General features: G+C 72.1%; 21 protein-coding genes. 3 read left to right on the top strand and 18 right to left on the bottom strand.

Annotation, left to right across the window (positions count from 1 at the left end; all coding sequences use genetic code 11):
• Positions 1–241: 241 nt before the first annotated feature.
• The 3 genes from ACFYZL_RS30000 to ACFYZL_RS29990 form a co-directional block, all read right to left on the bottom strand.
• On the bottom strand, positions 242–1,996 hold the full coding sequence (locus tag ACFYZL_RS30000; RefSeq protein WP_384746099.1) for an NAD+ synthase: 1,755 nt from the start codon (positions 1,994–1,996) through the stop codon (positions 242–244).
• 92 nt (positions 1,997–2,088) lie between these two features.
• A complete protein-coding gene (locus tag ACFYZL_RS29995; protein ID WP_388683238.1) occupies positions 2,089–3,129 on the bottom strand; it encodes a DUF4352 domain-containing protein in 1,041 nt (346 codons plus the stop codon).
• A gap of 286 nt (positions 3,130–3,415) precedes the next feature.
• On the bottom strand, positions 3,416–5,101 hold the full coding sequence (locus ACFYZL_RS29990) for a multicopper oxidase family protein (RefSeq protein WP_388683236.1): 1,686 nt from the start codon (positions 5,099–5,101) through the stop codon (positions 3,416–3,418).
• A gap of 543 nt (positions 5,102–5,644) precedes the next feature.
• On the opposite strand from ACFYZL_RS29990, the gene ACFYZL_RS29985 reads away from it, so the two are divergent.
• A complete protein-coding gene (locus ACFYZL_RS29985) occupies positions 5,645–6,430 on the top strand; it encodes a DUF998 domain-containing protein (protein WP_388683233.1) in 786 nt (261 codons plus the stop codon).
• 56 nt (positions 6,431–6,486) lie between these two features.
• The gene (locus ACFYZL_RS29980; protein WP_388683249.1) at positions 6,487–7,539 is read left to right on the top strand and encodes an alpha/beta fold hydrolase; all 1,053 of its coding nucleotides are present in this window, start codon (positions 6,487–6,489) and stop codon (positions 7,537–7,539) included.
• On the opposite strand, the gene ACFYZL_RS29975 is transcribed toward ACFYZL_RS29980, so the two are convergent.
• The 4 genes from ACFYZL_RS29975 to ACFYZL_RS29960 form a co-directional block, all read right to left on the bottom strand.
• Positions 7,460–7,879 (bottom strand): CBS domain-containing protein, encoded by a 420-nt coding sequence (locus ACFYZL_RS29975; protein WP_384746094.1) that lies wholly within the window; start codon positions 7,877–7,879, stop codon positions 7,460–7,462. The genes ACFYZL_RS29980 and ACFYZL_RS29975 overlap by 80 nt on opposite strands.
• Positions 7,880–8,004: 125 nt before the next feature.
• Positions 8,005–8,757 carry a DUF305 domain-containing protein gene (locus tag ACFYZL_RS29970; RefSeq protein ID WP_384746093.1) on the bottom strand — a complete coding sequence of 251 codons (753 nt, stop codon included), beginning with the start codon at positions 8,755–8,757 and terminating at the stop codon, positions 8,005–8,007.
• The gene (locus ACFYZL_RS29965) at positions 8,754–9,443 is read right to left on the bottom strand and encodes a DUF3105 domain-containing protein (protein WP_388683230.1); all 690 of its coding nucleotides are present in this window, start codon (positions 9,441–9,443) and stop codon (positions 8,754–8,756) included. Before ACFYZL_RS29965 ends, ACFYZL_RS29970 begins: the two co-directional genes overlap by 4 nt.
• Positions 9,444–9,497: 54 nt before the next feature.
• Positions 9,498–9,830 carry a hypothetical protein gene (locus tag ACFYZL_RS29960; RefSeq protein ID WP_388683228.1) on the bottom strand — a complete coding sequence of 111 codons (333 nt, stop codon included), beginning with the start codon at positions 9,828–9,830 and terminating at the stop codon, positions 9,498–9,500.
• Between the two features lie 268 nt (positions 9,831–10,098).
• Here ACFYZL_RS29960 and ACFYZL_RS29955 point away from each other — a divergent pair, with 268 nt between their 5' ends.
• Positions 10,099–11,460 (top strand): glutamine synthetase family protein, encoded by a 1,362-nt coding sequence (locus ACFYZL_RS29955; RefSeq protein WP_356869213.1) that lies wholly within the window; start codon positions 10,099–10,101, stop codon positions 11,458–11,460.
• A 75-nt stretch (positions 11,461–11,535) separates the two neighbouring features.
• Here the strand turns inward: ACFYZL_RS29955 and ACFYZL_RS29950 are convergent, their stop codons facing one another.
• The 11 genes from ACFYZL_RS29950 to ACFYZL_RS29900 form a co-directional block, all read right to left on the bottom strand.
• Positions 11,536–12,801, bottom strand: coding sequence for a tyrosine-type recombinase/integrase (locus ACFYZL_RS29950; RefSeq protein ID WP_388683225.1), 1,266 nt, complete (start codon positions 12,799–12,801; stop codon positions 11,536–11,538).
• A gap of 70 nt (positions 12,802–12,871) precedes the next feature.
• The gene (locus ACFYZL_RS29945; protein ID WP_388683222.1) at positions 12,872–13,108 is read right to left on the bottom strand and encodes a helix-turn-helix domain-containing protein; all 237 of its coding nucleotides are present in this window, start codon (positions 13,106–13,108) and stop codon (positions 12,872–12,874) included.
• A gap of 448 nt (positions 13,109–13,556) precedes the next feature.
• Positions 13,557–15,029: an ATP-binding protein gene (locus tag ACFYZL_RS29940; protein ID WP_388683220.1), complete on the bottom strand. Its 1,473-nt coding sequence runs from the start codon at positions 15,027–15,029 to the stop codon at positions 13,557–13,559.
• A 1-nt stretch (position 15,030) separates the two neighbouring features.
• Positions 15,031–15,879: a DNA primase gene (locus ACFYZL_RS29935; protein WP_388683218.1), complete on the bottom strand. Its 849-nt coding sequence runs from the start codon at positions 15,877–15,879 to the stop codon at positions 15,031–15,033.
• Complete coding sequence (locus ACFYZL_RS29930) at positions 15,876–16,604, bottom strand: DNA methylase (protein WP_388683215.1); 729 nt, start codon at positions 16,602–16,604, stop codon at positions 15,876–15,878. Before ACFYZL_RS29930 ends, ACFYZL_RS29935 begins: the two co-directional genes overlap by 4 nt.
• Positions 16,605–16,691: 87 nt before the next feature.
• Positions 16,692–16,853 carry a hypothetical protein gene (locus ACFYZL_RS29925; RefSeq protein WP_388683212.1) on the bottom strand — a complete coding sequence of 54 codons (162 nt, stop codon included), beginning with the start codon at positions 16,851–16,853 and terminating at the stop codon, positions 16,692–16,694.
• A gap of 11 nt (positions 16,854–16,864) precedes the next feature.
• Entirely contained in the window at positions 16,865–17,035 is a 171-nt protein-coding gene (locus ACFYZL_RS29920; protein ID WP_388683210.1) for a hypothetical protein, read from the bottom strand.
• Between the two features lie 105 nt (positions 17,036–17,140).
• A complete protein-coding gene (locus tag ACFYZL_RS29915; RefSeq protein WP_388683208.1) occupies positions 17,141–17,296 on the bottom strand; it encodes a hypothetical protein in 156 nt (51 codons plus the stop codon).
• Positions 17,297–17,314: 18 nt separating this feature from the next.
• Complete coding sequence (locus ACFYZL_RS29910) at positions 17,315–17,776, bottom strand: hypothetical protein (RefSeq protein WP_388683206.1); 462 nt, start codon at positions 17,774–17,776, stop codon at positions 17,315–17,317.
• Positions 17,773–19,941: a type IV secretory system conjugative DNA transfer family protein gene (locus ACFYZL_RS29905; protein WP_388683204.1), complete on the bottom strand. Its 2,169-nt coding sequence runs from the start codon at positions 19,939–19,941 to the stop codon at positions 17,773–17,775. Before ACFYZL_RS29905 ends, ACFYZL_RS29910 begins: the two co-directional genes overlap by 4 nt.
• Positions 19,942–19,954: 13 nt before the next feature.
• Entirely contained in the window at positions 19,955–20,347 is a 393-nt protein-coding gene (locus ACFYZL_RS29900; RefSeq protein ID WP_388683201.1) for a hypothetical protein, read from the bottom strand.
• Positions 20,348–20,358 lie beyond the last annotated feature (11 nt).

Raw genomic sequence — 20,358 nt, 5'->3', positions numbered from 1 at the left:
AGCTCGTACGCGGTCCACTTCGCGTGCATCCACACATCCAACATGCCCGCCCACGAAAAGCCCGAACCGAAGACCTAACGGAGTCCTACTAGTGCTCTGACCGGAAAGGTTCACCGCCTCACGGCGCCCGGCACGGCACCTCGCGGCGTTGTCGGGCCACGCAAGTACGTCCAGTACGAGCCGTGGCCCTCCGCCTTGCGATGCGCCGCACCGGACGCCGCGAGTCGGCAAACCTTTCCGGTCAGGCCCGCTCGCGCCAGCCGTTCGTGATGGGCAGCCGGCGGTCCTTGCCGAAGCCCTTCGCGGAGATCTTCGTGCCCGGCGGGTACTGGCGCCGCTTGTACTCCGCCGTGTCCACCATCCGCAGGGTCCTGGCGACCAGCTCCCGGTCGAAGCCGGCCGCCACGATCGCCTCCATGCCCTGGTCGCGGTCCACGTACAGCGCCAGGATCGCGTCGAGCACCGGGTAGTCCGGCAGCGAGTCCGTGTCCACCTGGCCCGGGCGCAGTTCCGCGCTCGGCGGCTTCACGATCGAGTTCTCCGGGATCGGAGGGGTTTCCCCGCGCTCGGCGGCGGCCCGGTTGCGGTACTGCGCCAGGCGGAAGACGTCCGTCTTGTACACGTCCTTGATCGGGCCGTACGCGCCCACCGAGTCCCCGTACAGGGTGGAGTAGCCGACGGCCAGCTCCGACTTGTTGCCCGGGGCCAGCACGATGTGGCCCTCCTGGTTGGAGACCGCCATCAGCATCGTGCCGCGCAGCCGGGACTGGAGGTTCTCCTCCGCCAGCCCGGTCAGGCCCAGCGACCCCATGTACGCGTCGAACATCGGCTCGATCGACACGGTCCGGAAGTTCAGGCCGGTCCGTGTCGCCAGGTCGGCCGCGTCGCCCTTGGAGTGCTCCGAGGAGTACTTCGAGGGCATCGAGATGCCGTACACGTTCTGCGCGCCGATCGCGTCGCAGGCGATGGCGGCGACCAGTGCCGAGTCGATGCCGCCGGAGAGCCCGATCAGGACGGAGCGGAAGCCGTTCTTCCTGACGTACGCGCGCAGGCCCACGACCAGCGCGTCGTAGATCTCCTCGTCGTCGTCGAGCCGGTCGGCGTAACCGCCGGTGACGACCGCCTCGGGCGCTTCCGGGGGCTCCTCGGAGAGGATCACCCGGTCGATGCGCAGCCCGTCGTCGACCACGCCCTCGGGGGCGTCGGCCCGCGCCGCGGGCAGGTCGAGGTCGAGCAGGACGCAGCCCTCGGAGAACTGCGGGGCGCGGGCGATGACCTCGCCGTCGGCCCCGACCACGATCGAGTCGCCGTCGAAGACCAGCTCGTCCTGGCCGCCGATCATGGCCAGGTAGGCGAGGGTGCAGCCGGCCTCCTGGGCGCGCTTGCGCACCAGTTCGAGGCGGGCGTCGTCCTTGTTGCGCTCGTACGGGGAGGCGTTGATCGAGATCAGCAGCCCGGCTCCGGCGGAGCGGGTGGCAGGGACCCGGCCGCCCTCCTGCCAGAGGTCCTCGCAGATGGCCAGGGCCACGTCGACGCCGTGCACCCGGATCACCGGCTGGGTGTCTCCCGGCACGAAGTACCGGAACTCGTCGAACACGCCGTAGTTGGGGAGGTGGTGCTTGGCGAAGCGCAGGACGACCTCGCCGCGGTGCAGGACCGCCGCCGCGTTCTCCGGGGAACCGGCCGGGCGGCCGAGCCGGGGCGCGGCCTTCTCGGTGCGGTCGAGGTAGCCGACGACGACGGGGAGCTCGCCGAAGCCCTCGTCCGCGAGCCGCCGGGCCAGATCGCGCAGGGCGGTGCGGGAGGCCTCGACGAAGGACTCGCGCAGGGCGAGGTCCTCGACGGGGTACCCGGTCAGCACCATCTCCGGGAACGCCACCAGATGGGCGCCCTGTTCGGCGGAGTGCCGGGTCCAGTGGACGACCGAGTCGGCGTTGGCGGTGATGTTGCCGACGTGCGAGTCGATCTGATTCAGAGCGAGACGAAGTTGAGGCACGGGGCCCAGTCTAATCGTCTTTCTGACGCGATGTCCTGGGTCCCGTGTGTTTCCGCGGCTCGGAGCCTCTCTCGGCCTTTCCGCTCAGCGCGTCAGCCGATGGGGCCGGTGTACTTCACGGAGGGGACGAGTCCCGGGGAGATGTCCGCGGTGATGTTCTTGGTGCCGTCGGGCAGGTCGAACGCCACGACGCCGCTGGCGGACTGGCCGGGCATGATCGAGCCCCTGATCACCTTCGGTACGCCGGCGCTGCCGTCGTAGATCACCTTGGCGGTCTCGCCCTGCTCGTCGCGGACGCTGGGCATGGGGAAGAGGACCTCGTACGGCTCCGCCGAGCCGTTGGTGATGGTGACCGTGATCTGGATCGGGTTCTTGGACTCGCGGGCGAGGACGCCCTTCGGCTCGTACTCCTTCGGCGCCGAAAGGCTCACCTTCACGCCGTTGTCGTAGGTGAAGGTCTCGCCGAAGGGCAGCGGGCTGGTCAGGCCGGGCACCTGGGAGGGCTTCGTCGGCTTCGGCGAGGCCGACGGCGGCCGGCTGGGGAAGAGCCCGTCCGGCTGGAGGCGCTGCTGCCGGCGGTCCTGCGCCCGGCGGTCGGCGGCCTCGTCGAAGACGAGGGCGGTGAGGAACAGGCCGCCGACCGAGGCGACGAGGGCGAGCACGCCGAGGACGGTGCCGACGATGGACAGCGTCTTCTGGGGAGCGCCCTTCGAGGCGCGGACGATCGCGCCGATGCCGAGGCCGATCGCGGTCAGGCCGAGGATGAAGCCGAGCCAGAAGAGGAGGGGTACGAGGCCGATGAGGATGCCGAAGCCGCCGACGATCGCCGCGGAGACGGCCAGGCCGTTGCCGGTGGCGGGGCCGGGCTGCGCGTACGTCGGGTAGCCGGGTCCGCCGTAGCCGTATCCGGCGTATCCGGGGCCGCCGTGCTGGGCCCACGGGTTGGCGGGGGCGGGCCCTCCGGCCCCGCCGAAGCCGGGAACGGGGCCGGCCGCCGGAGCCGGGGGCGCGGGCACGAACGGGGCGAACGACGAGGCGGCGGGTCCCTGCGGGGCGGCGGGGGTCTTCTCCAGGGAGAGGGCGGCGGGCGGGGCCTGCTCCGGCGACGCCGCCGGGGACGGGGGCTTGCTCAAGGACGGGACTGCGGACGGGGGTTCCTCGGGCGACGGTGCCGGGGGTGCGGCCGGGGCGGGGTCCGGTGACGGGGTCGGCTGCGGGGTCTTCCGAAGGGACGGTGACGGCTGTGCGGCCGCCTCGGGTATGGGCGTTCCGGCCGGTTCGGTCGGGGTGGCGGACGGTTTCGGCGGGGTGCTCATACGGGCTGAGGCGTCCTTTTGTTCGTCGCGTCTCGTGTCGTGATCGGCACAAGCCTGCCACGGCCCCGCCGGCACCCCGCCGCCATTTCCCGGCGGGCGGAACTCAGCGTTCGTAACCGAGGACCGTCATCATTCCGGACTCCGAGTGGTACACGTTGTGGCAGTGCAGCATCCACAGCCCGGGGTTGTCGGCGTCGAAGTCCACCGTCAACCTCCCGCCCGACAGGATGATCGTGGTGTCCTTGCGGGCGCCCGCGCCACCGCCCAGGGCGAAGGTGTGCCCGTGCAGGTGGACCGGGTGCCACATCGGCGTCTGGTTCCTGAACTCCAGCCGTACCCGCTCTCCCGCCTTCACCGGATGCCGCTGGTCGGGGGTGAACGGGGCGCCGTCGAAGGCCCAGTTGAAGCGGGTCATCGTGCCGGTCAGCCGGAGCGAGAGCGTACGGTCCGGGGTGCGCGCGGGCAGCGCCACCGACTCCGCGGCCCTGAGCCCGTCCGCCATCAGCGGGGCGGTGGTCAGCTCGGTCGGCCTGGTCGCGGCGGTGGGCGCCGTCCCCGTGCCCGTGCGCAGCACGGCGAGCGCCGACGCCGACGCGCCCTTGCCCTCGGCCAGCGCGGTGAGCGGGAACACCCCGTCCTGCGCGGTGACGAGCACGTCGTACCGCTCGCCCATGCCGAGCAGCAGGCAGCCGGTCTTCGCGGGCTCCACCGGGTAGCCGTCGGTGTGGGTGACCGTCAGTTCGTGGCCGCCGAGGGCGATTCGGAAGGGGGTGTCCCCGCCCGCGTTGACGATGCGCAGCCGGATCCGGTCCCCGGGGCGTGCGGTGAAGACCGACGGGTCGTCCGCCGTCCGGCCGTTGATCAGGTAGTACGGGTATTCGACGTTGCCCACGTCCTTGCCGAGCACGTCGCTCTCCCCGAGCAGGCGGACGCGCGAGGGGCCGGTGCCGGAGCCGCCGGCGGACGGCCGGGGGGACGGCGGGGCGGTGGGCGTCGTGCCGTGTCCCGTGTGGCCGCCCCCGGACTGGCCGCTCGCGCCGCGCAGTTCGGCGAGCACGGCGTCCGGGGTGGAGCCGTCCACCCCGTCGAGCCAGTCGTCCAGGACGACCACCCACTCCTTGTCGTACGAGAGGGGCTCGGCCGGGTCCTCGACGATCAGCGGCGCGTACAGCCCGCGGTCCTGCTGGACCCCGGTGTGCGGGTGGAACAGGTAGGTCCCCGGGGTCGGCACGGCGAACCTGTAGGTGAAGGAGCCGCCCGGGGCGATGTCCCGCTGGGTCACCCCGGGGACCCCGTCCATGTCGTTGCGCATCGCCAGGCCGTGGCAGTGCAGGGAGGTGGCCTCGGGGAGGTTGTTGGCGAGGGTCAGGGAGAGCGTGCCGCCCGCGGTGGCCCGCACCTCCGGGCCCGGGACCTTGTCGCCGTAGGCCCAGGAGCGGAAGACGTGCCCTCCGCCGAGGTCCACGGAGGTGGCGGTGGCGGTGATCCTGGCCTCGGTGAGCGGTCCCGTGGCCTTGCGGGCGGCCTCGACGGCCTGCACCTCGGGCCCGGCCGGGTCGACGTAGTCGGCGGGGGCGGCGGCTCCGGCGGCGGCGTGCTTCGCGCCGTCGACCCCGGCGCCGTGGCCCGTGGCGCCGCGGCCCGTGGCGGTCCGGGCGCAGGCGGAGAGCAGCCCGGACCCGGCGAGGGCGGCGGCGGAGGCGGCGGAGGCGCCGAGAACGGCTCGACGGGAGGGGAGAGGGCGCACGGAAGTACCTCGTGGGTGTGTTGTGGGGGGAGGCGCGGGCATGCCGGGGCGACGGCGCGGGCCCGTCCCGCACGCGCCTATGCGTGCGGGAGGGCCGGCCGGTCGGGGCGTTCTCGGGGTGCGCGGGGCTCGCAGGGCCTGCAGGGCGACGGCGGGTCGGGTCCTGCGTCGGACCGGACCGGCACGCGGGCCGCACCCCCGAGCGGCGCGGTATCGCGGGAGCCGGCCGGTCCGTCCCCGGGGGGAGGGACGGCGGGCCCGGTGAGCACGGCGGGGCAGTCGGACCCGGGGTCGGTCCGGGCGCCGTCGGGCTCGTCGTCCGTGGGCGGACCGGGTGGTCCCGGCGGGCCGGGCGGGCCCGCCGAGGCAACGGAGTGCGCCGCGGGTGCGTCCTCCGAGGCATGGGACTCAGTCGGATGGCCCAGGGCGTTCATGGTCACGATGCCCAGCAGCAGCGCGGCGAGCAGCAGCGGCCGGGGCCACGGTACGGCTCGCCGGCCTCTGCTCGTCATGCCGGGAACCCTACCCCGGGTGGGTATCCGATCCCTGGATCACACCCCGGATTTGCATAGGATTAGTCACACTATGTCCACCAATGGCCCCCCTCCGCGTCCCCGGGCCGGCTCGACGCCGGGCTCCACGCCGGGCTCCACGCCGGGCTCCGCGCTCCGTCCGTCCGGGGGACGGACCTGGCCGTCGGCCACGCTGGTGGCGGTACTGGTCGGGCTCGGCGCCGCCGCCTACACCGCGTGGGTCCTGGAGGTCGTCCTCTCCACCGGCCTCAACCCCATCGAGACGTACGTGAGCGAGCTCGCCGCCCGGGACCAGCCGCTCGGCGGCCTCTTCCGGGCCACCGACTTCTGCGCCGGCCTGCTCGCCTTCACCGGCGGGCTGCTGGCGCTCGTGCGGTTGCTGCGCGGCATCGAGTCCCGCCGCCCCTGGGCCGTCGCGGGCTGGGCCGGAGTCACCCTCTTCGGGGCGGCCACCGCCGCCGACGCCTGGCTGCCGCTGAGCTGCACGCCCACCGCCGACCCGGTGTGCGCGGCCCGGGAGACCGCCGGACTCGTCCCCGCCACCCATCAGGCCCACGCCGTCAGCAGCAGCCTCGCGATGACCGGCGCCCTCGTCGGGATAGTCGCCCTCACCGTCGCCGCCCGGCGCTACGGGCGACTCGCGCCGCTGGCCCGCCACGGCCCGGTGCTCGTCGTCCTCGAACTCCTCGCCACCGCGTGGACCCTGACGGCCATCGCCCTGTTCACGGCCGGGCGGGGCACCTGGGCCCTGGGCGCCGGGCAGCGGCTCCAGGTGCTGCTCGTGGCGCTCTGGCTGGGGCTGCTCGCCCGCTCCGTGTACGAGGAGCGCCGCACGTGAGCGGCGCGCGGACAGCATCGGGGGCTCCGGGGGCTCCGGGGGCTCCGGGGCGCTTCGTGCGGGTGGACGGGGTCCCGCTGCACGTGGTGGTCGAGGGCCGTGGGCCGGTGTGCGTGCTCAGCGCCGGGCTGGCCATGGCCTGGTTCGACTGGGACGAGGTCGCCGCGCTGCTCGTCGCCGCAGGCCGTACCGTCGTCCGCTTCGACCGCCCCGGCCACGGCCTCAGCGCCCCGGCCGCCGAGCCGCCCACCGCCGCGGGCGAGGCCCACCGCATCGCGGGCCTCCTGGACGCCCTGGGCCTGGGCGGCGCCCCACGGGAGGAACTCCGGCCCGTGGGCACCGCGGCGACGGGCCCGCTTGCGGGCCCCGGCCCGCTGCCCGCCTCCGGCCGGGCCTCCCGCCGGGCCTCCGGCCCAGGGGCACCCCCGGGCCCCGGCCCGGCCGCCGCCGGCGTCATCGTCGTCGGGCATTCCATCGCCGGGTTCCACGCCGAGGCCTTCGCGCGGCTCTACCCCGGGCGGACCGCCGCCCTGCTGCTGGTCGACTCCAGCGTCGAGGAGGCTCCCCGCGCCCTGCTGCCCGCGGCGCTGCGCACCGGCGCGGCCCGGGCGCTGGGCCGGGTGGTGACCGCCGCCGGGGTGCCCGCCGCGCTCGGTCCCGCCGTCCGGCGGGCCGCCGTACGGGCATCGCGGACCGGCGGGGCCGATCCGGCCGCGCGTGACCTCGTACGGCGCTGCTACCGCACCGGCCGCGTCTGGCAGGGGGCGCTGCTGGAGAACTCCCGCTACGTCGACGCCGCCGCCGAGGTCCTGGCCCTGCGCGCGACGCACCCGCTGGCCGCGCCCGCCACCGTCCTGGTGGGCCACGGCGGCGGTACGGGCCGCGGCGCCCTGCGCTGGCTCGCCCGCCAGGCGGAGCTCGCCGACCGGCTGGGCGCCCGCTTCGAGGTCGCCGAGCCCGCCGGACACCTGGTCATGCTGGACCGCCCGGACCAGGTGGCCCGGGCGGTGCTCGGCGCGGCCTGCGGGATCAGCCGCGGGCGTAGACCTTCTCCGCCCAGCCGGCTATCTGCTCCTCCGAGAGGTGGGTGGCCAGGTCGGCCTCGCTGATCATGCCGACCAGCTTCTTGTCCTTGATCACGGGGAGCCGGCGGATCCGATGGCTCTGCATCTCCTCCAGCACCTCGGAGACGTCCGCGTTCGCGTCGATCCAGCGCGGTGTGCCCTGGGCCATCTCGCCTGCGGTGACCTTCGAGGGATCGTGCCCCTTGGCCACGCAGCCGACCACGATGTCGCGGTCGGTCAGGATGCCGCAGAGCCGTTCCGACGTGTCGCTGATGGGCAGCGCGCCCACGTCCAGGCGGGCCATCAGCTGAGCGGCCCGGTCGAGGGTCTCGGTGGCGGGGATCCACTGGGCCCCGGCGTGCATGATCTCTCCGGCGGTCGTCATCGCGTAAACCTCCAAAGCGCCGTGTGGGGCGGGCGCGGGTGCCCCCGCCGCGGCGTCCCGGCACGGGGAGGCACACGCCCGTACGGGTGACGGGACGCCTCCCCCCACCGTACGAGCGTGCCCCGTCAGCCGCGCGGCGCGGCCCCGCGCTTCGCGAGCATGTCCGCCATCAGGGCGAGCTCCGCCTGCTGCGCGTCGACCATGCCCTGGGCCAGCTCCCGCTCGACGGGGGTCGTGCACAGCTTCGCGCAGGCCTGGGCCATCGCGACGCCGCCCTTGTGGTGGTCGGTCATCAGCTGGAGGTAGAGCACCTCGGCGTCCCGGCCCTGGGCGGCGCCCAGGGCCGCGAGCTCCTCCTTGGTGGCCATCCCCGGCATGAGCGCCCCGCCGGGCTGCACGGCCCCGTGCCCGGAGTGCCCGTCGCCGTGCCCGCCGTGACCGCCGTGACCGCCTTGCCCGTCACCGGCGTCACCGGCGTCACCCATCCAGGACATCGCGGGCTCGTCCGCGAGCACCTTCGGCAGCCCCCACAGGTCCAGCCAGCCGAGCAGCATGCCCCGCTGGTTCGCCTGGGTGTTGGCGATGTCGTACGCGAGCGTGCGCACCGGCTCGTCCTGGGTCCGGTCGCGCACGACGAAGGACATCTCCACCGCCTGCTGGTGGTGCACCGCCATGTCCCGGGCGAAGCCCGCGTCGGGAGACCGCAGCCCGGGCGTGGCGGCGGCCGGCGCGGCGGGGCGGTCGTCGCCGTTCGCGGCGGCGGCCATCGTGGCCACGGCCGCGAACAGCAGCGCCAGCAGCACCGCCGTGCCCGACACCCAGTACGTACGGGGGATGCGGGCCCTGCCGGTGTCCGTGCCCGTGGCCGTACCGGTCACTTGGTCAGGCCGTTCGTGCAGGCGGCCCCCGGCTCGGGGGTCTGCTCGCCCTGCACGTACTTGGTGAAGAACTGCGCCACCCGGGGGTCGTCCGCGCTCTCCACCGTCAACTGCTTGCCCCACGCGCTGAGCATGATCGCCCCGGCCTGTTCCTTGACCGGGCTCATCAGCGAGTACGGGGTCTTCTCCACCCGCGCCGTGAGCTTGTCGAGCTCGGCCTGGGGGGCCTTCTCGTTGTACGTCACCCAGACGGCGCCGTGCTCCATGGAGTGCACGGCGTTCACGTCGGGGACGGCGGCCTTGTAGACGTCGCCGTTGCAGTTCATCCAGCGGGGGTGGTGGTCGCCGCCGACCGGCGGGTTCATCTCGTACTTCACCGGGGTCTCGACGTGGGTGCGGCCCAGCTTCTTCGCGTCCCAGACCTGCTCGCCCTCGACGGGCTTCTTGCGGATCTCCTGCTGCTCCTTGAGGAGCTTCTCCGTGGCCTGCGCCTTGCGCTTCTCGGTCTGCTTCTGGTCGATCAGCACCCAGGCGCCGAAGCCGACGAGTCCGGCGACGATGACGGAGGAGACGGTGATCGCGATGGCCTTGTTGCGCCGCTCGCGCGCCTTCTCGACGCGGCGCATCTCGGCTATCCGCGCCTGGCGGGAGTTCGGGTCGGTGCTGTTGGTGGTCCTGCTGGCCATGTGCCCTGGTTCCTTTGACTGAGGGGGGTGGATGAGCGCGAAAAACCGGACCCGTCAGGTCCGCAGCACCTGGAGCACATGCAGGTCGGGGGCGCGCGCCAGCGGCTCGGGCGGTCGCACCCACCCCGCCCCGACGCCGCGGACGGGGGTCTGCTGCCCGCCGCCGCCGGCCGGCACCGCGGCGGGCTGCGGCGCGGGCAGCACGGCCGGCACCGCGTGCGCGAGGGGCGAGCAGCCGGGCAGGTCGTACGGGGAGACGCAGACGGCGTGCGCCCGCGCCTCGTCGGCCGACCGCTCGGCCCCACCGGGCCGCGAGCAGAGGAAGAGGCCCCCCACCAGCACGGCGACCACCACTCCGACCAGCACCGCGACCAGCGCCCCGGACATCGCCCGGAACGCCGCCGAAGGCCCCGCCGGAAGCACGGCACGCCGAAGCGGCGGACGTCCACGACGCCCGCGCCGCGTGTACTGCCGGCCCCCCATGGGCGCAGATGGTAATGCTCATGTCGGGCCGGAGGTCAGTGCGGGGGTGTCACGACCTTTCGGGGGTGCGTAATGTGGCGGAAACCACCGCCGGCGATACTGGGCCGGCCCGACTGTGGCCCGCTCCTCGGGGAGGTGGTGCACAGGCCGTCTGAACTGCGAGGATGAAGGCATGGACAAGCAGCAGGAATTCGTCCTCCGGACGCTTGAGGAGCGCGACATCCGCTTCGTGCGCCTGTGGTTCACCGACGTACTGGGCTTCCTCAAGTCCGTCGCGGTCGCCCCCGCCGAGCTGGAGCAGGCCTTCGACGAGGGAATCGGCTTCGACGGCTCGGCCATCGAGGGCTTCGCGCGGGTCTACGAGTCCGACATGATCGCCAAGCCGGACCCGAGCACGTTCCAGATACTGCCGTGGCGCGCCGAGGCCCCCGGGACCGCCCGGATGTTCTGCGACATCCTGATGCCGGACGGCTCCCCGTCCTTCGCGGACCCGCGCTTCGTGCTCAAGCGCATCCTGGCGAAGACCTCCGACCTGGGCTTCACCTTCTACACCCACCCGGAGATCGAGTTCTTCCTGCTGAAGGACAAGCCCCTGGACGGCACCCGCCCCGTCCCCGCCGACAACTCCGGCTACTTCGACCACACCCCGCAGAACGTCGGCATGGACTTCCGCCGCCAGGCCATCACGATGCTCGAATCCATGGGCATCTCGGTGGAGTTCAGCCACCACGAGGGCGCCCCCGGCCAGCAGGAGATCGACCTGCGGTACGCCGACGCGCTCTCGACGGCCGACAACATCATGACCTTCCGCCTGGTCATGAAGCAGGTCGCCCTCGAACAGGGCGTCCAGGCCACCTTCATGCCGAAGCCGTTCTCGGAGTACCCGGGCTCGGGCATGCACACCCACCTGTCCCTCTTCGAGGGCGACCGCAACGCCTTCTACGAGTCGGGTGCCGAGTACCAGCTCTCGAAGGTCGGCCGCTCCTTCATCGCGGGTCTCCTTCGCCATGCCGCGGAAACGGCCGCCGTCACCAACCAGTGGGTGAACTCCTACAAGCGCATCTGGGGCGGCTCCTCCCGCACCGCCGGCTCCGGCGGCGAGGCCCCCTCGTACATCTGCTGGGGCCACAACAACCGCTCGGCCCTGATCCGCGTCCCGATGTACAAGCCGGGCAAGACGGGCTCCTCGCGCGTCGAGGTCCGCTCGATCGACTCGGGCGCCAACCCCTACCTCACCTACGCCGTCCTCCTCGCGGCGGGCCTCAAGGGCATCGAGGAGGGCTACGAACTCCCGGCGGGCGCCGACGACGACGTCTGGGCCCTCTCCGACGCGGAACGCCGCGCGATGGGCATCGAGCCCCTCCCGCAGAACCTCGGCGAGGCCATCGCCCTGATGGAACGCAGCGAACTGGTCGCCGAAACCCTCGGCGAGCACGTCTTCGACTTCTTCCTGCGCAACAAGAAGCAGGAGTGGGAGGAATACCGCTCCGAGGTCACGGCCTTCGAGCTCCGCAAGAACCTGCCGGTGCTGTAACCGCAGGTCAAAGGCGGTACTCCAGCACCACGACCCTCCGGGCCGACGGCACTCAGCCGTCGGCCCGGAGTCGTCTCACCCCTGCTGGGCCGTCTCTGGGCCGTCGGTCGTCGGATCGGCGGCCTTGTAGACCTCGTCCACGGCCTTCAGCGTGCGCTCGTGGCTGCTCGGCATCAGGTGCGTGTAGACCCGGAGTGTGAACCCGGGGTCGCCGTGCCCGAGGTACGTGCTCAGCGCCTTGATGTTCTCCCCGGAGTCCAGCAGGACGGACGCGTAGAAGTGCCGCAGCGCATGCATCCCGTGCTCGCGCGCGGACTGGTGGCGCTCGCCCGGCCGCGGCTCCGGGATGACGCCGGCCTGCACGAGGGCGAACTTCCACACCCGGGTGTTGAAGTCGGTCCGCCGCACTGCACCCCCACCTGGGAGGGAGAACAGCAGCCGCTTGGTGACGAGCGGCCCGTCCGGCTTCAGCCAGGGCAGCGTCACGTCCACCGGCGGGAACTCCTCGCGGTGCTCCCGCAGTACCTGCCCGATGCGGCGGGGGAGCGGCACATCCCGTTCCTTCTCCCGCTTGGGCGGACCGAAGACGAGGTGCCCGTTCGCCACCTTCACCTGATTGGCCACCCGGAGCCACTCGCCGCGGAAGTCGTCCGGGTCGTCCGGCAGCCCGAAGATCTCACCCTGCCGGAGCCCCAGGCCCCCGCCGGCGTCGGCCATCGCCCGGTACCGCTTCGGCAGCGCGGCGCGGATGGCGAAGAGCCGCTCGGGCGTCCACGGCCGGACCCGTGGAGCGACCGGAGCGGGCGCCCGGACCGTACGGGCCTTGCACGGGTTCTTCGCCAGCAACTCGTCATCCACCGCGGCGGCGAGCACGGCCGACACGCTCGCGAAGATGACGCGCCGGTACGAGGAGACCGGCAGGACCTGCTCCAGCTCGCTGAGCCAGTCGCGGATGTGCTCCGGCCGGAACGAGTCGAGCGGCCGCGTGCCGAGGTACGGGAACGCGTGCTTGCGGATCTGCACTTCGACGGATGACCGCGTGGTCACGTCCGTCGTCAGCGACGCGAGCCACTTCTCTCCGTACTCCCGGAACGTGATTCGGCCGGCGGCGGGGTCGATGTACTGCCCCCGGGACATGTCCGTCTCGATGTGCGCCAGCCACCTCTCGGCGAGCCGCTTCTGCTTATCGGGGAAGCTCTTCGACTTCTCTGTACCGTCCGGCCCGATGTACCGGGCGCGGTAGCGCATGCCGCTGCCATAGCGGTCGGTCTTGATCCGACGGGGCTTGCCGTCGGGTCCCTGCTCGGTCTTGAACCACCGGTCTTGGATGTGGCCTGCCACGTATGGGCCTTTCTGGGCAAGCGCCGAGGGCGGGCCCGGGTGGGCCCGCCCTCGGCAGTGGTCTGGTGGGTTAGGCGGCTTGGCTGATGTCCTTGCGCTTCTGCTCGGCGATCCAGTCGTAGAGGTCGGCGGGGTCGTAGCGGGTGTGCTTGCCGACGCGGAACCCGGGCGGGCCGGTCCGCTTCTTGCGCCACTGGTAGAGGGTCTCTACCGGGACGTCGAGGATCTCGGCGACGTCTTCGGGGCTGAGGTAACGGTCGGGGAGTCCGCCGCGCAGGATGGCGCGGGGGTCGCTCTCGGCGGGCATTGCTCCTCCGGCGGGGTCGGGTGGGGTTTGTGTGTGTCCGAGGTCCGGATTTCTGCGTCATCGCGTCATCAGCGTCATTCGGGGCGCTGACCTGCGGTTTTGGGTGACGCAGGAGTTGAGGGTCTGCGTCACCGGTGACGTAGGCGTCCGTCACGGGGTGACGCAGGTGACGCAAGATGACGCAGGATTTGGGGCTCTGCGTCACCCCTGTTGGCGCAGGTCAGGCCAGGTTTTCGGGGCCGTGGTGACGCAGGTGACGCAGCGTCTTCCTACTTAGGAAAAAAAGTGGGGTGTGTCTGTTGTTGTGTGCGCCTTCAGGCGTAATGCGGAGCCGCGGAGCGGCACGCCCTTTGGGCGGCGGCGCTGCCGCCGAAGAACAAGAAGAGCACCGCCGCGCCAGGGGGGGGTGCTCTTCTTGCTTGTGCGCGAGCGGATTCGGTGGCGCGGGTCAGAACGCCGTCTGCTGCTCGTCGGTCGCCGGCTGGGGCCGGATCATCTCGATGTAGCGGGCGGTCTTGGTGCGGCCCCACTCGACGAGGACACCGCGGGCGGCGAGGACGGGCTGAAGGCGCTTGAGGCGGTCGGAGAGGACTTTGCCGGTGGTGGGCCACCCCTTGGGCTGGGGCCGGAAGTCGTCGCCGGTGTAGAGCTGGGTGAGGGCGTGCAGCCACTCTGCCGACGTCATCCGAACCTCGGTGCCGGGCTCGGTTTCGGCGGCGTGCTTGAGGACGGTCTGGGCGAGGAGGTCGCCCTCGATCACGTCGTCGTTGAGGTCGTCCAGGCTCGCCCGGTACGCGTCCAGCGCACCGAAGCTGCGGGCGGCGTCGAGCTGCGCGCACAGGTGCGCGAAGTCGGCCATGCGCAGGTCGGTGGGGATGTCGGCCTGGGCGGCGCGGACGCTGACGGCCAGGTCGAGCACGGACCCGAGGATGACGGGCAGGTCCCGCGCGAACTCCGTCCAAAGCTCCGCCTCGGTCCGCCGCACGCGCGGGCGTTCCAGGCGGAGGGGCAGGAGGCGTTCGGCGAGGTCGGGGCGGATCACGCCGACGTCGATGCCGGTCAGGAGCAGGGGGCGGCGGTAGCGGGAGCGGACGACGTCGCCGTCGGTGAACAGGGCCCGCTTGATGTTCTCGGCGCCGGTGACGATGCAGCACATGAGGTCGGAGAGGTCCGGGGTGAGGTGGGAGAGGTTGTCCAGGCCGGTGATCCACCCGGCGGCAACGGCGGTGATCAGGTTCTCTTCGTCCTTGGGCGGGCGGCGCAGGTCGCCGCTCATGCCCTCGATGATCCGGACGAGCATCTTGCCGGCGGTGGACTTGCCCGCGCCCTGGGGGCCGGTGAGGAACGGGGCCGGGACGGGGACGTCGGGGCCGAGGCAGCCGACGAGCCAGGCCAGGGCCAGGCCCTCGCTCTGGGCGGAGGCGAAGTTGACCAGTCGCATCAGCAGGTCGATGCCCTTGCCGTCGGTGTCTTTGACCGGGAGCGGGAGTTCGCCGGTGAGCTGGGTGCGCCGCCAGCACACTTCCTGCGGGTCGGGGGTGCGGATGTCCCAGCCGTTGGGGTGGATGCGGACGGACTGGCCGTCGTCGCGGCCCAGGTCCAGCCACGTCGCCCCGTCGAACCCGGGGGCTACTCGGATGTGGACGGGCTGGACGTCCTGGGTGAGCGCGAGTGCTTCGATCAAGTCGAGTGCCTCCTTCAAGGCGGTTCCGTTGAAGACGCCGACCCCGTCGCGGAACAGGCCGACCATGAGTTCCTGCCGGTGGCTGCCGGTCGTGCCCTGGGAGCGAATCGGACGGGCCACGGGGTGCCCGTTGCGCTGGGCGTAGACGGTGCCGTCCACGGTGCGGAAGTACCGGAAGTGGGCCTGCGCGTACGTGGTGATGACCTCGCGCGCTGGGTTCTTCTCGTCCTCGGGCATGTCACATCCCCAGAGCAGCAACGGCGTTGGACCACGCGTCCTCGCAGTGCCGCAAGGACTCGCCCTTGCCCTGCGCGGCGGCGAACAGGCGCTTGATGTGTGCTTCGGTGAGGCAGCCGCACCGCCCGTGCCTGGCCAGCACGGCGAGGAACGCCCGGTACACCGTCCGGTGGATGCGGTCCGGGGCGTCCTCGATCCGCTGCTCGGCCATGGCGACGCCCCGTTCCAGGTAGGCGGGCGAGCGGTGAGGGCACTGTCCGCCCCCGGCCGGCGCCGAAACGGTGACAGGGTGTCCGGCGGGCCTGGGTGCAGGGGGCTCTTTGACGACTAGGGCGCGCACGGCGTCCGGGAGCGGCGCCATGGTGCCCGTGCCGGGGCTGAGCCAGCGGGCGTAGGACATGAGGGACTTGATGTCCACGCCCGGCCGTACGTCGTTGCGGGAGGTCATGGTGCCGAGGTAGATCCAGTGCTCGCCGCGCGTCGTCGCCACGGTCGTGGTCGCCGGGAGGTTCCGGTGAGCCCATGCGACCGCGTCGGTGTTGTCGTGGTCGACAACGGTGAACCCGGCGCCACCGGGGTGGTAGGCCACGGCTGCGGCCTGCCGCCAGGCCGCAGCCCAGGCTGCGGAGGTGAGGATGGTCGGGTCGGTGGTGGCGGCGGCCCACGCGTGGCACGGCGCAGCGCACTCGCACGGGCCGGGGGTCTTCATGTTCGGCCGGCCACCGCAGGCGTTCTTGCGGCAGGTGCGGCAGTTGCCCATGGGGCCCTTGTCCTCCCGTAGCGGCATCACGGGAATGCCTTGCTCTGCGAGCCAGATGGCGGTGGCCAGGTGCCCGATCGCGGAGATCATGCGGCCACCGCCCCGACCGTGGTGAGGGCGAGGAAGGCGCGGCCGAGCCACTCCGAGTAGGCCGGCGGAATGGCCTCGGTCAGCTCCTCGTGCACGTCCGTCCAGTCGATGCCCATGGCCTGCTGCATCTCCGGGACCGTCGCCTTGCCGCCACCCTTGCCGTAGGCGGCGACGTACGGCCCGTCGCGGTACTCGCCGTGGCGCCAGCCGCGCACGTAGCCGCGGTGGCGCACGTGCTTGGGCATTGTGGTGCTCCAGCCGCCCAACTCGAAGTTGCGATGGCGGAGCACACCGAGACCGAACATCTCGCCGCACAGGGTGATGTCCTTGCGGACGTCAGCCTTGCCGTCGGGCTGCTCGATCACGTACGGGAGGCTGGAGGCGTCCAGGAGCTCCCGCGTGGGGGCGATCAGGTCGACGTGGGTGCCGCCCCATCCCATGGCCTGGTTGGTGCCGACGGTCAGGGCGCACTTGCTCTGGCAGGGCGGGGAGGCGTGGGCCGCCGTGAACCGGCGGATCTCGCCCGAGGCGATCAGGTCGGCGAGGACGGTGAGGGCGTCGCCCTGGATGAAGGTGAAGGGGTAGTTCGGGCGGGGGCGGTTGTCGACGCCGACCACGTCGAATCCGGCGCGGACGTAACCTGCACCGGCGCCGCCGGCGCAGCAGAACAGGTCCAGTAAGGCGGGCCGGTGGCCCTCTCGCCGGATGTCGGTCGTGTGGGTCATGCTGGAGTCCTCCAGTTCAGTTGGATGTGCTGGTTGACGAGGGCGGCCCCGCTTCATTGGCGTGAGAGGGGGCCGCCCTCGGTGCGACTACTCGCAGGTGCAGTCGGGGCGTTCGCTGCTGCCGTCGGCTCCGCAGCCGCAGCAGTGCGCGTAGGGGTAGGGGTCACCGTCGTCGGGCGGCGCACACAGTTCGCAGTCACCGCCGTCGTACTCGGGGTCGTCCTCGTCGTTGAACTCGAAGTGGGTCATCAGCTCGCCCTTCAGTGGCGGGTGTGGTCGGTGGCCAGGTCGGTCAGGCGCTTGGCCTCGTCGGGGGTGACGGCGCGGTAGCGGACGGAGACCCGGCATCCGGGATGCGGGCACCGGACGGTGCGCTTGCCGGTGATGAGCGCGAGCGCGTCGGCGACGCGCTCGGGCAGGGGCTGGTTCACGTGGTCGCCTTTCAGCGGTCGTTGGGGGGCCGGTGGCCCGGACACGGGTGAGGGCGGCCCGGGCTCTGGTGAGACGGGCCGCCCTCGTCGTGTCTGCCGGGGCGCTCAGTTGCTGATCTGCCTGCGTACCTCGGCAATCAGGCGGAGGATTTCGTGTGCCAGGTCGGCGATCGTCTGCAGCTGCTCTTCGACCTCCGCCGGACTGGTGAAGGAGAACGAGCGGTCGTTGTTCGGTTTGGGGTCGGTGAACGAGAACGACACGGGGCGGCTCCGGCCGGGTCAGATGTTCAGGTGGTGTGCGCGCCGGATGGCGGCCTCCCACACGCCGCGCACCTGCGGTCCGGTGTGGGAGTCGTTCCAGGCGGGGATGGACTCCCACTGGTTGCCGTGCTGGCTTCGGGCCTCGTCGAGGAGGAGGTTTCCAGCGTCCCGGTAGGCGGCGTTGCGGGCGCCGGTGGCCGCTCGCAGGGCGCCGATGGAGCAGCGGGCGCCCTCGGGGTGGATCAGGCGGTGCTTGGCCCAACCGTGGGTGTCAAGGAAGGCGAGCGCGTCGGTGAGGGTCTTCTCGACCGGGCCGGGCCGGTGCACTGGAGGGGCGGCGGCGAGGATCAGGGAAACCGGTGTCGGAGCGGCAGGGGCCGCAGGTGCGGCGGGTTCCGGGGTGGGGTCGAGGAGTTGGAATGCCTTGGCGTACAGGGCGGGGTCGACGTGGGTGAAGTCGGTGGCGGTGCGGGTGGTCATGCTGCCCTCCACAGTCCGTTCTCGTTGGTGACCTCGTCCCGCCTCTTCAGTTCGGACAGGCGAGGCTTGATGTGTTTCGCGGATGTGCCCAGCTTTCGGGCGATGGTCTCGGCGGTCATCGGGATGGATTCCTGTCGCAGGAGATCGAGGATTCGCGGCTTGATCTGCTCCTGTCCGTCCGAAGAGGCCGCGGGCCCGGCGGGGTCGATCTGGGCCCGCTGCTGTGGCGGTGCGGGCGGCCCCTGGTGGGTCTTGGTGAGGAGGTCGGCGAGGCTGCCGACCAGGTTCTTGCCACGCTGGTCGACCATCGGCGTCCGTGCGATCACCTCCCGCAGACGCCAGGCCTCGCAGTCCTCGACGGCGACCGGCGGCATACCTCCGGCGAGGGAGGCCGGCGGCACATCCAGGTGCAGAGAGCGGAACTGGACGGCCTGGGATCCGGGGGTGAGGAGGTATCCCAGGCCGAACGTGCCGTCCTCGGGACCGGCTGCGGCCTCGGTGTCCAGGCCGCTCATGTCCCGGTCGGCGACCTTGGCGTACTGGCCGGGCCACGACGAGGGGATCATCGACAGGTCGATGCCCTCCGCGCCCTCGACCGCGTTCGCCCCGACCAGGGAACCCTGGCCTTTGGCGCAGCGCAGAAACACCGCGCCGCCGCCGATCAGCAGCTGCGAGCGAATGACGGTCGAGTTGCCGAGGTCTTCGGCCAGAGGGGTCTGGGTGGCCAGGACCACGCCGATGCCCCGCTTGAGGGACCGGCGGGTGAGCTGCTCGACGATCGCCTTGGCCTCCGCGTGGTACGGCGAGGAGACCGACAACAGCATGTGTGCCTCGTCGATGACGCACTCGATCAGCGGGTCGGTGAAGGGAAAGGCCGGGGAGCGGTAGCGGGCCTCGCGGTCGAGCATCAGCGCGTAGGCCAGGCGCAGGGCGCCCATCGCCTCGTCCAGGCCGTCCCCGCAGTGGGCGGCCAGATGTGCTCCGGCGATGGTCCCTGCCTGCGGGGAGGCCAGGATCACCGCGATGCGCGAGCGGTGGGCGGAGAGCAGGATCTGTTCCAGGATTCCGGACTTTCCGGAGCGGGATCCGCCCACCAAATACAGGTGGCGGGCGCCGGAACCCGGCTGGGCCAGGGGGACCAGGGCGGCGCGTGCGTCGATGTAGGTGCCCAGGCGGATGTATCCGCGGGAGTCCATGGCCAGTTCGTCGACGACCGAGGAGAGCATGGTGCCGTGCATCAGCGCGTGCTCCTTCATCACGCGCACCCCCATCTGCGAGGGCTTGTCGGTAGGGGCGAGGGCGATCTGGATGGTCTCCAGGTCGAGGTTGCCCGCGAGGTCTTGGATGTTGACGGTTCCGATCGCCTTGCGGTCGCGGGTGGCGATTCCTTCCCAGTCCAGGGGCCCGTCGTAGCGGGTGAGGGTCAGGGTGGTGCCGGGCATCGCGCCCTCGGGTACGCCCACGTACGCGGACCACAGCTCCTCCGGCGTCGCGGGGCCGCCGGTGGCCGTGATCTGCGGCTGTTCCGCCGGCTTCGTGAGGTGGACGGTGACGGGCAGGGCGTTCGGTGCGTAGTGCTTGGGGTCGCCCATCTCGACCTGGGAGATGGGGATCTGGTAGACGGAGGCGATGTCGGCTGCCTTCACCCGGACCTGCTGTCCCTGGGGCAGCGTGATGATCCCGGTGAACCACACGGAGTCGGCCCCCGTCTCGATGGCCAGGTGGGCGAGGTCGGCCCCGGGCTGGATCAGCTTGCGACCCTCGGTCTGGGTGGGCCCGGAGATGAACTCCTTCCACCACGCGGTGATGAGCTGCGCCTGCGATGACTGACCCGCCTCAGGCGTGGCCGTGGCGGGGAGCGCGGGGAGTTCGCCGGCGGTGTTGCGGTGGTGGGCCAGGACTGCGGCGCCGGCCGGGACGGCGAGGCCGAGGGCGAACAGCGGGTCCATGCCGCCGGCGAGGAGTTGGTGAGCGGCGATGCCGCAGCCGCTGGTGGTGAGCCCGCACGCGATCAGGGAGCGCAGGGCGGGGGCGGAGGCGTTGATGGCCCAGGCCCCCGCTCCGGCCGCCGCGGCGGCGAGTGCGGACCAGGGGCCGACGCCGGCGGATGCCAGCGCGAGAGCGGCGGGCGCGTACTGGATGAACTGTGCTCGGGTCGGCCCCATGGTCCTGCTCTCCTTACTGCTGGCTGTAGAAGGCGGCTTCAGCCATGTCGACGGGGGAGGTGTCCACGGCGTCGGCGATGCCTCCGTGGTCGGACTCGACGGTCGTCTTCGCGTCGTCGGCGGCCGCGGCCGCGCTGTCCGCCGCGGCGGTGTAGGCGCCGGCGGCGTCCTTGGCGCCGGTCATGGTCAGGGCGGCGTCCGCGAACTCGGCGGTGGTCGCGTCATCGACCGCTAGGGCCTTCATAGTTTCGGAGGCGTCCTGCATCTGCTCGGCGGTGTCGTCGACGTCGGAGGCGAGCTTGGTGACGGTGTCGGCGTGGGAGTGGACCTGGTGGGTGAGCCAGGCGAGCTTGGTGCGCAGGGCCGCGTACGTTGCGGCGTCCTTGAGGGATTCGGTGACGGACATGCGGGCTGCTC

Source organism: Streptomyces sp. NPDC001717 (genome assembly GCF_042892775.1).
Taxonomy (GTDB): Bacteria; Actinomycetota; Actinomycetes; order Streptomycetales; family Streptomycetaceae; genus Streptomyces.
This window is presented reverse-complemented; position numbering and strand designations above follow the sequence as displayed.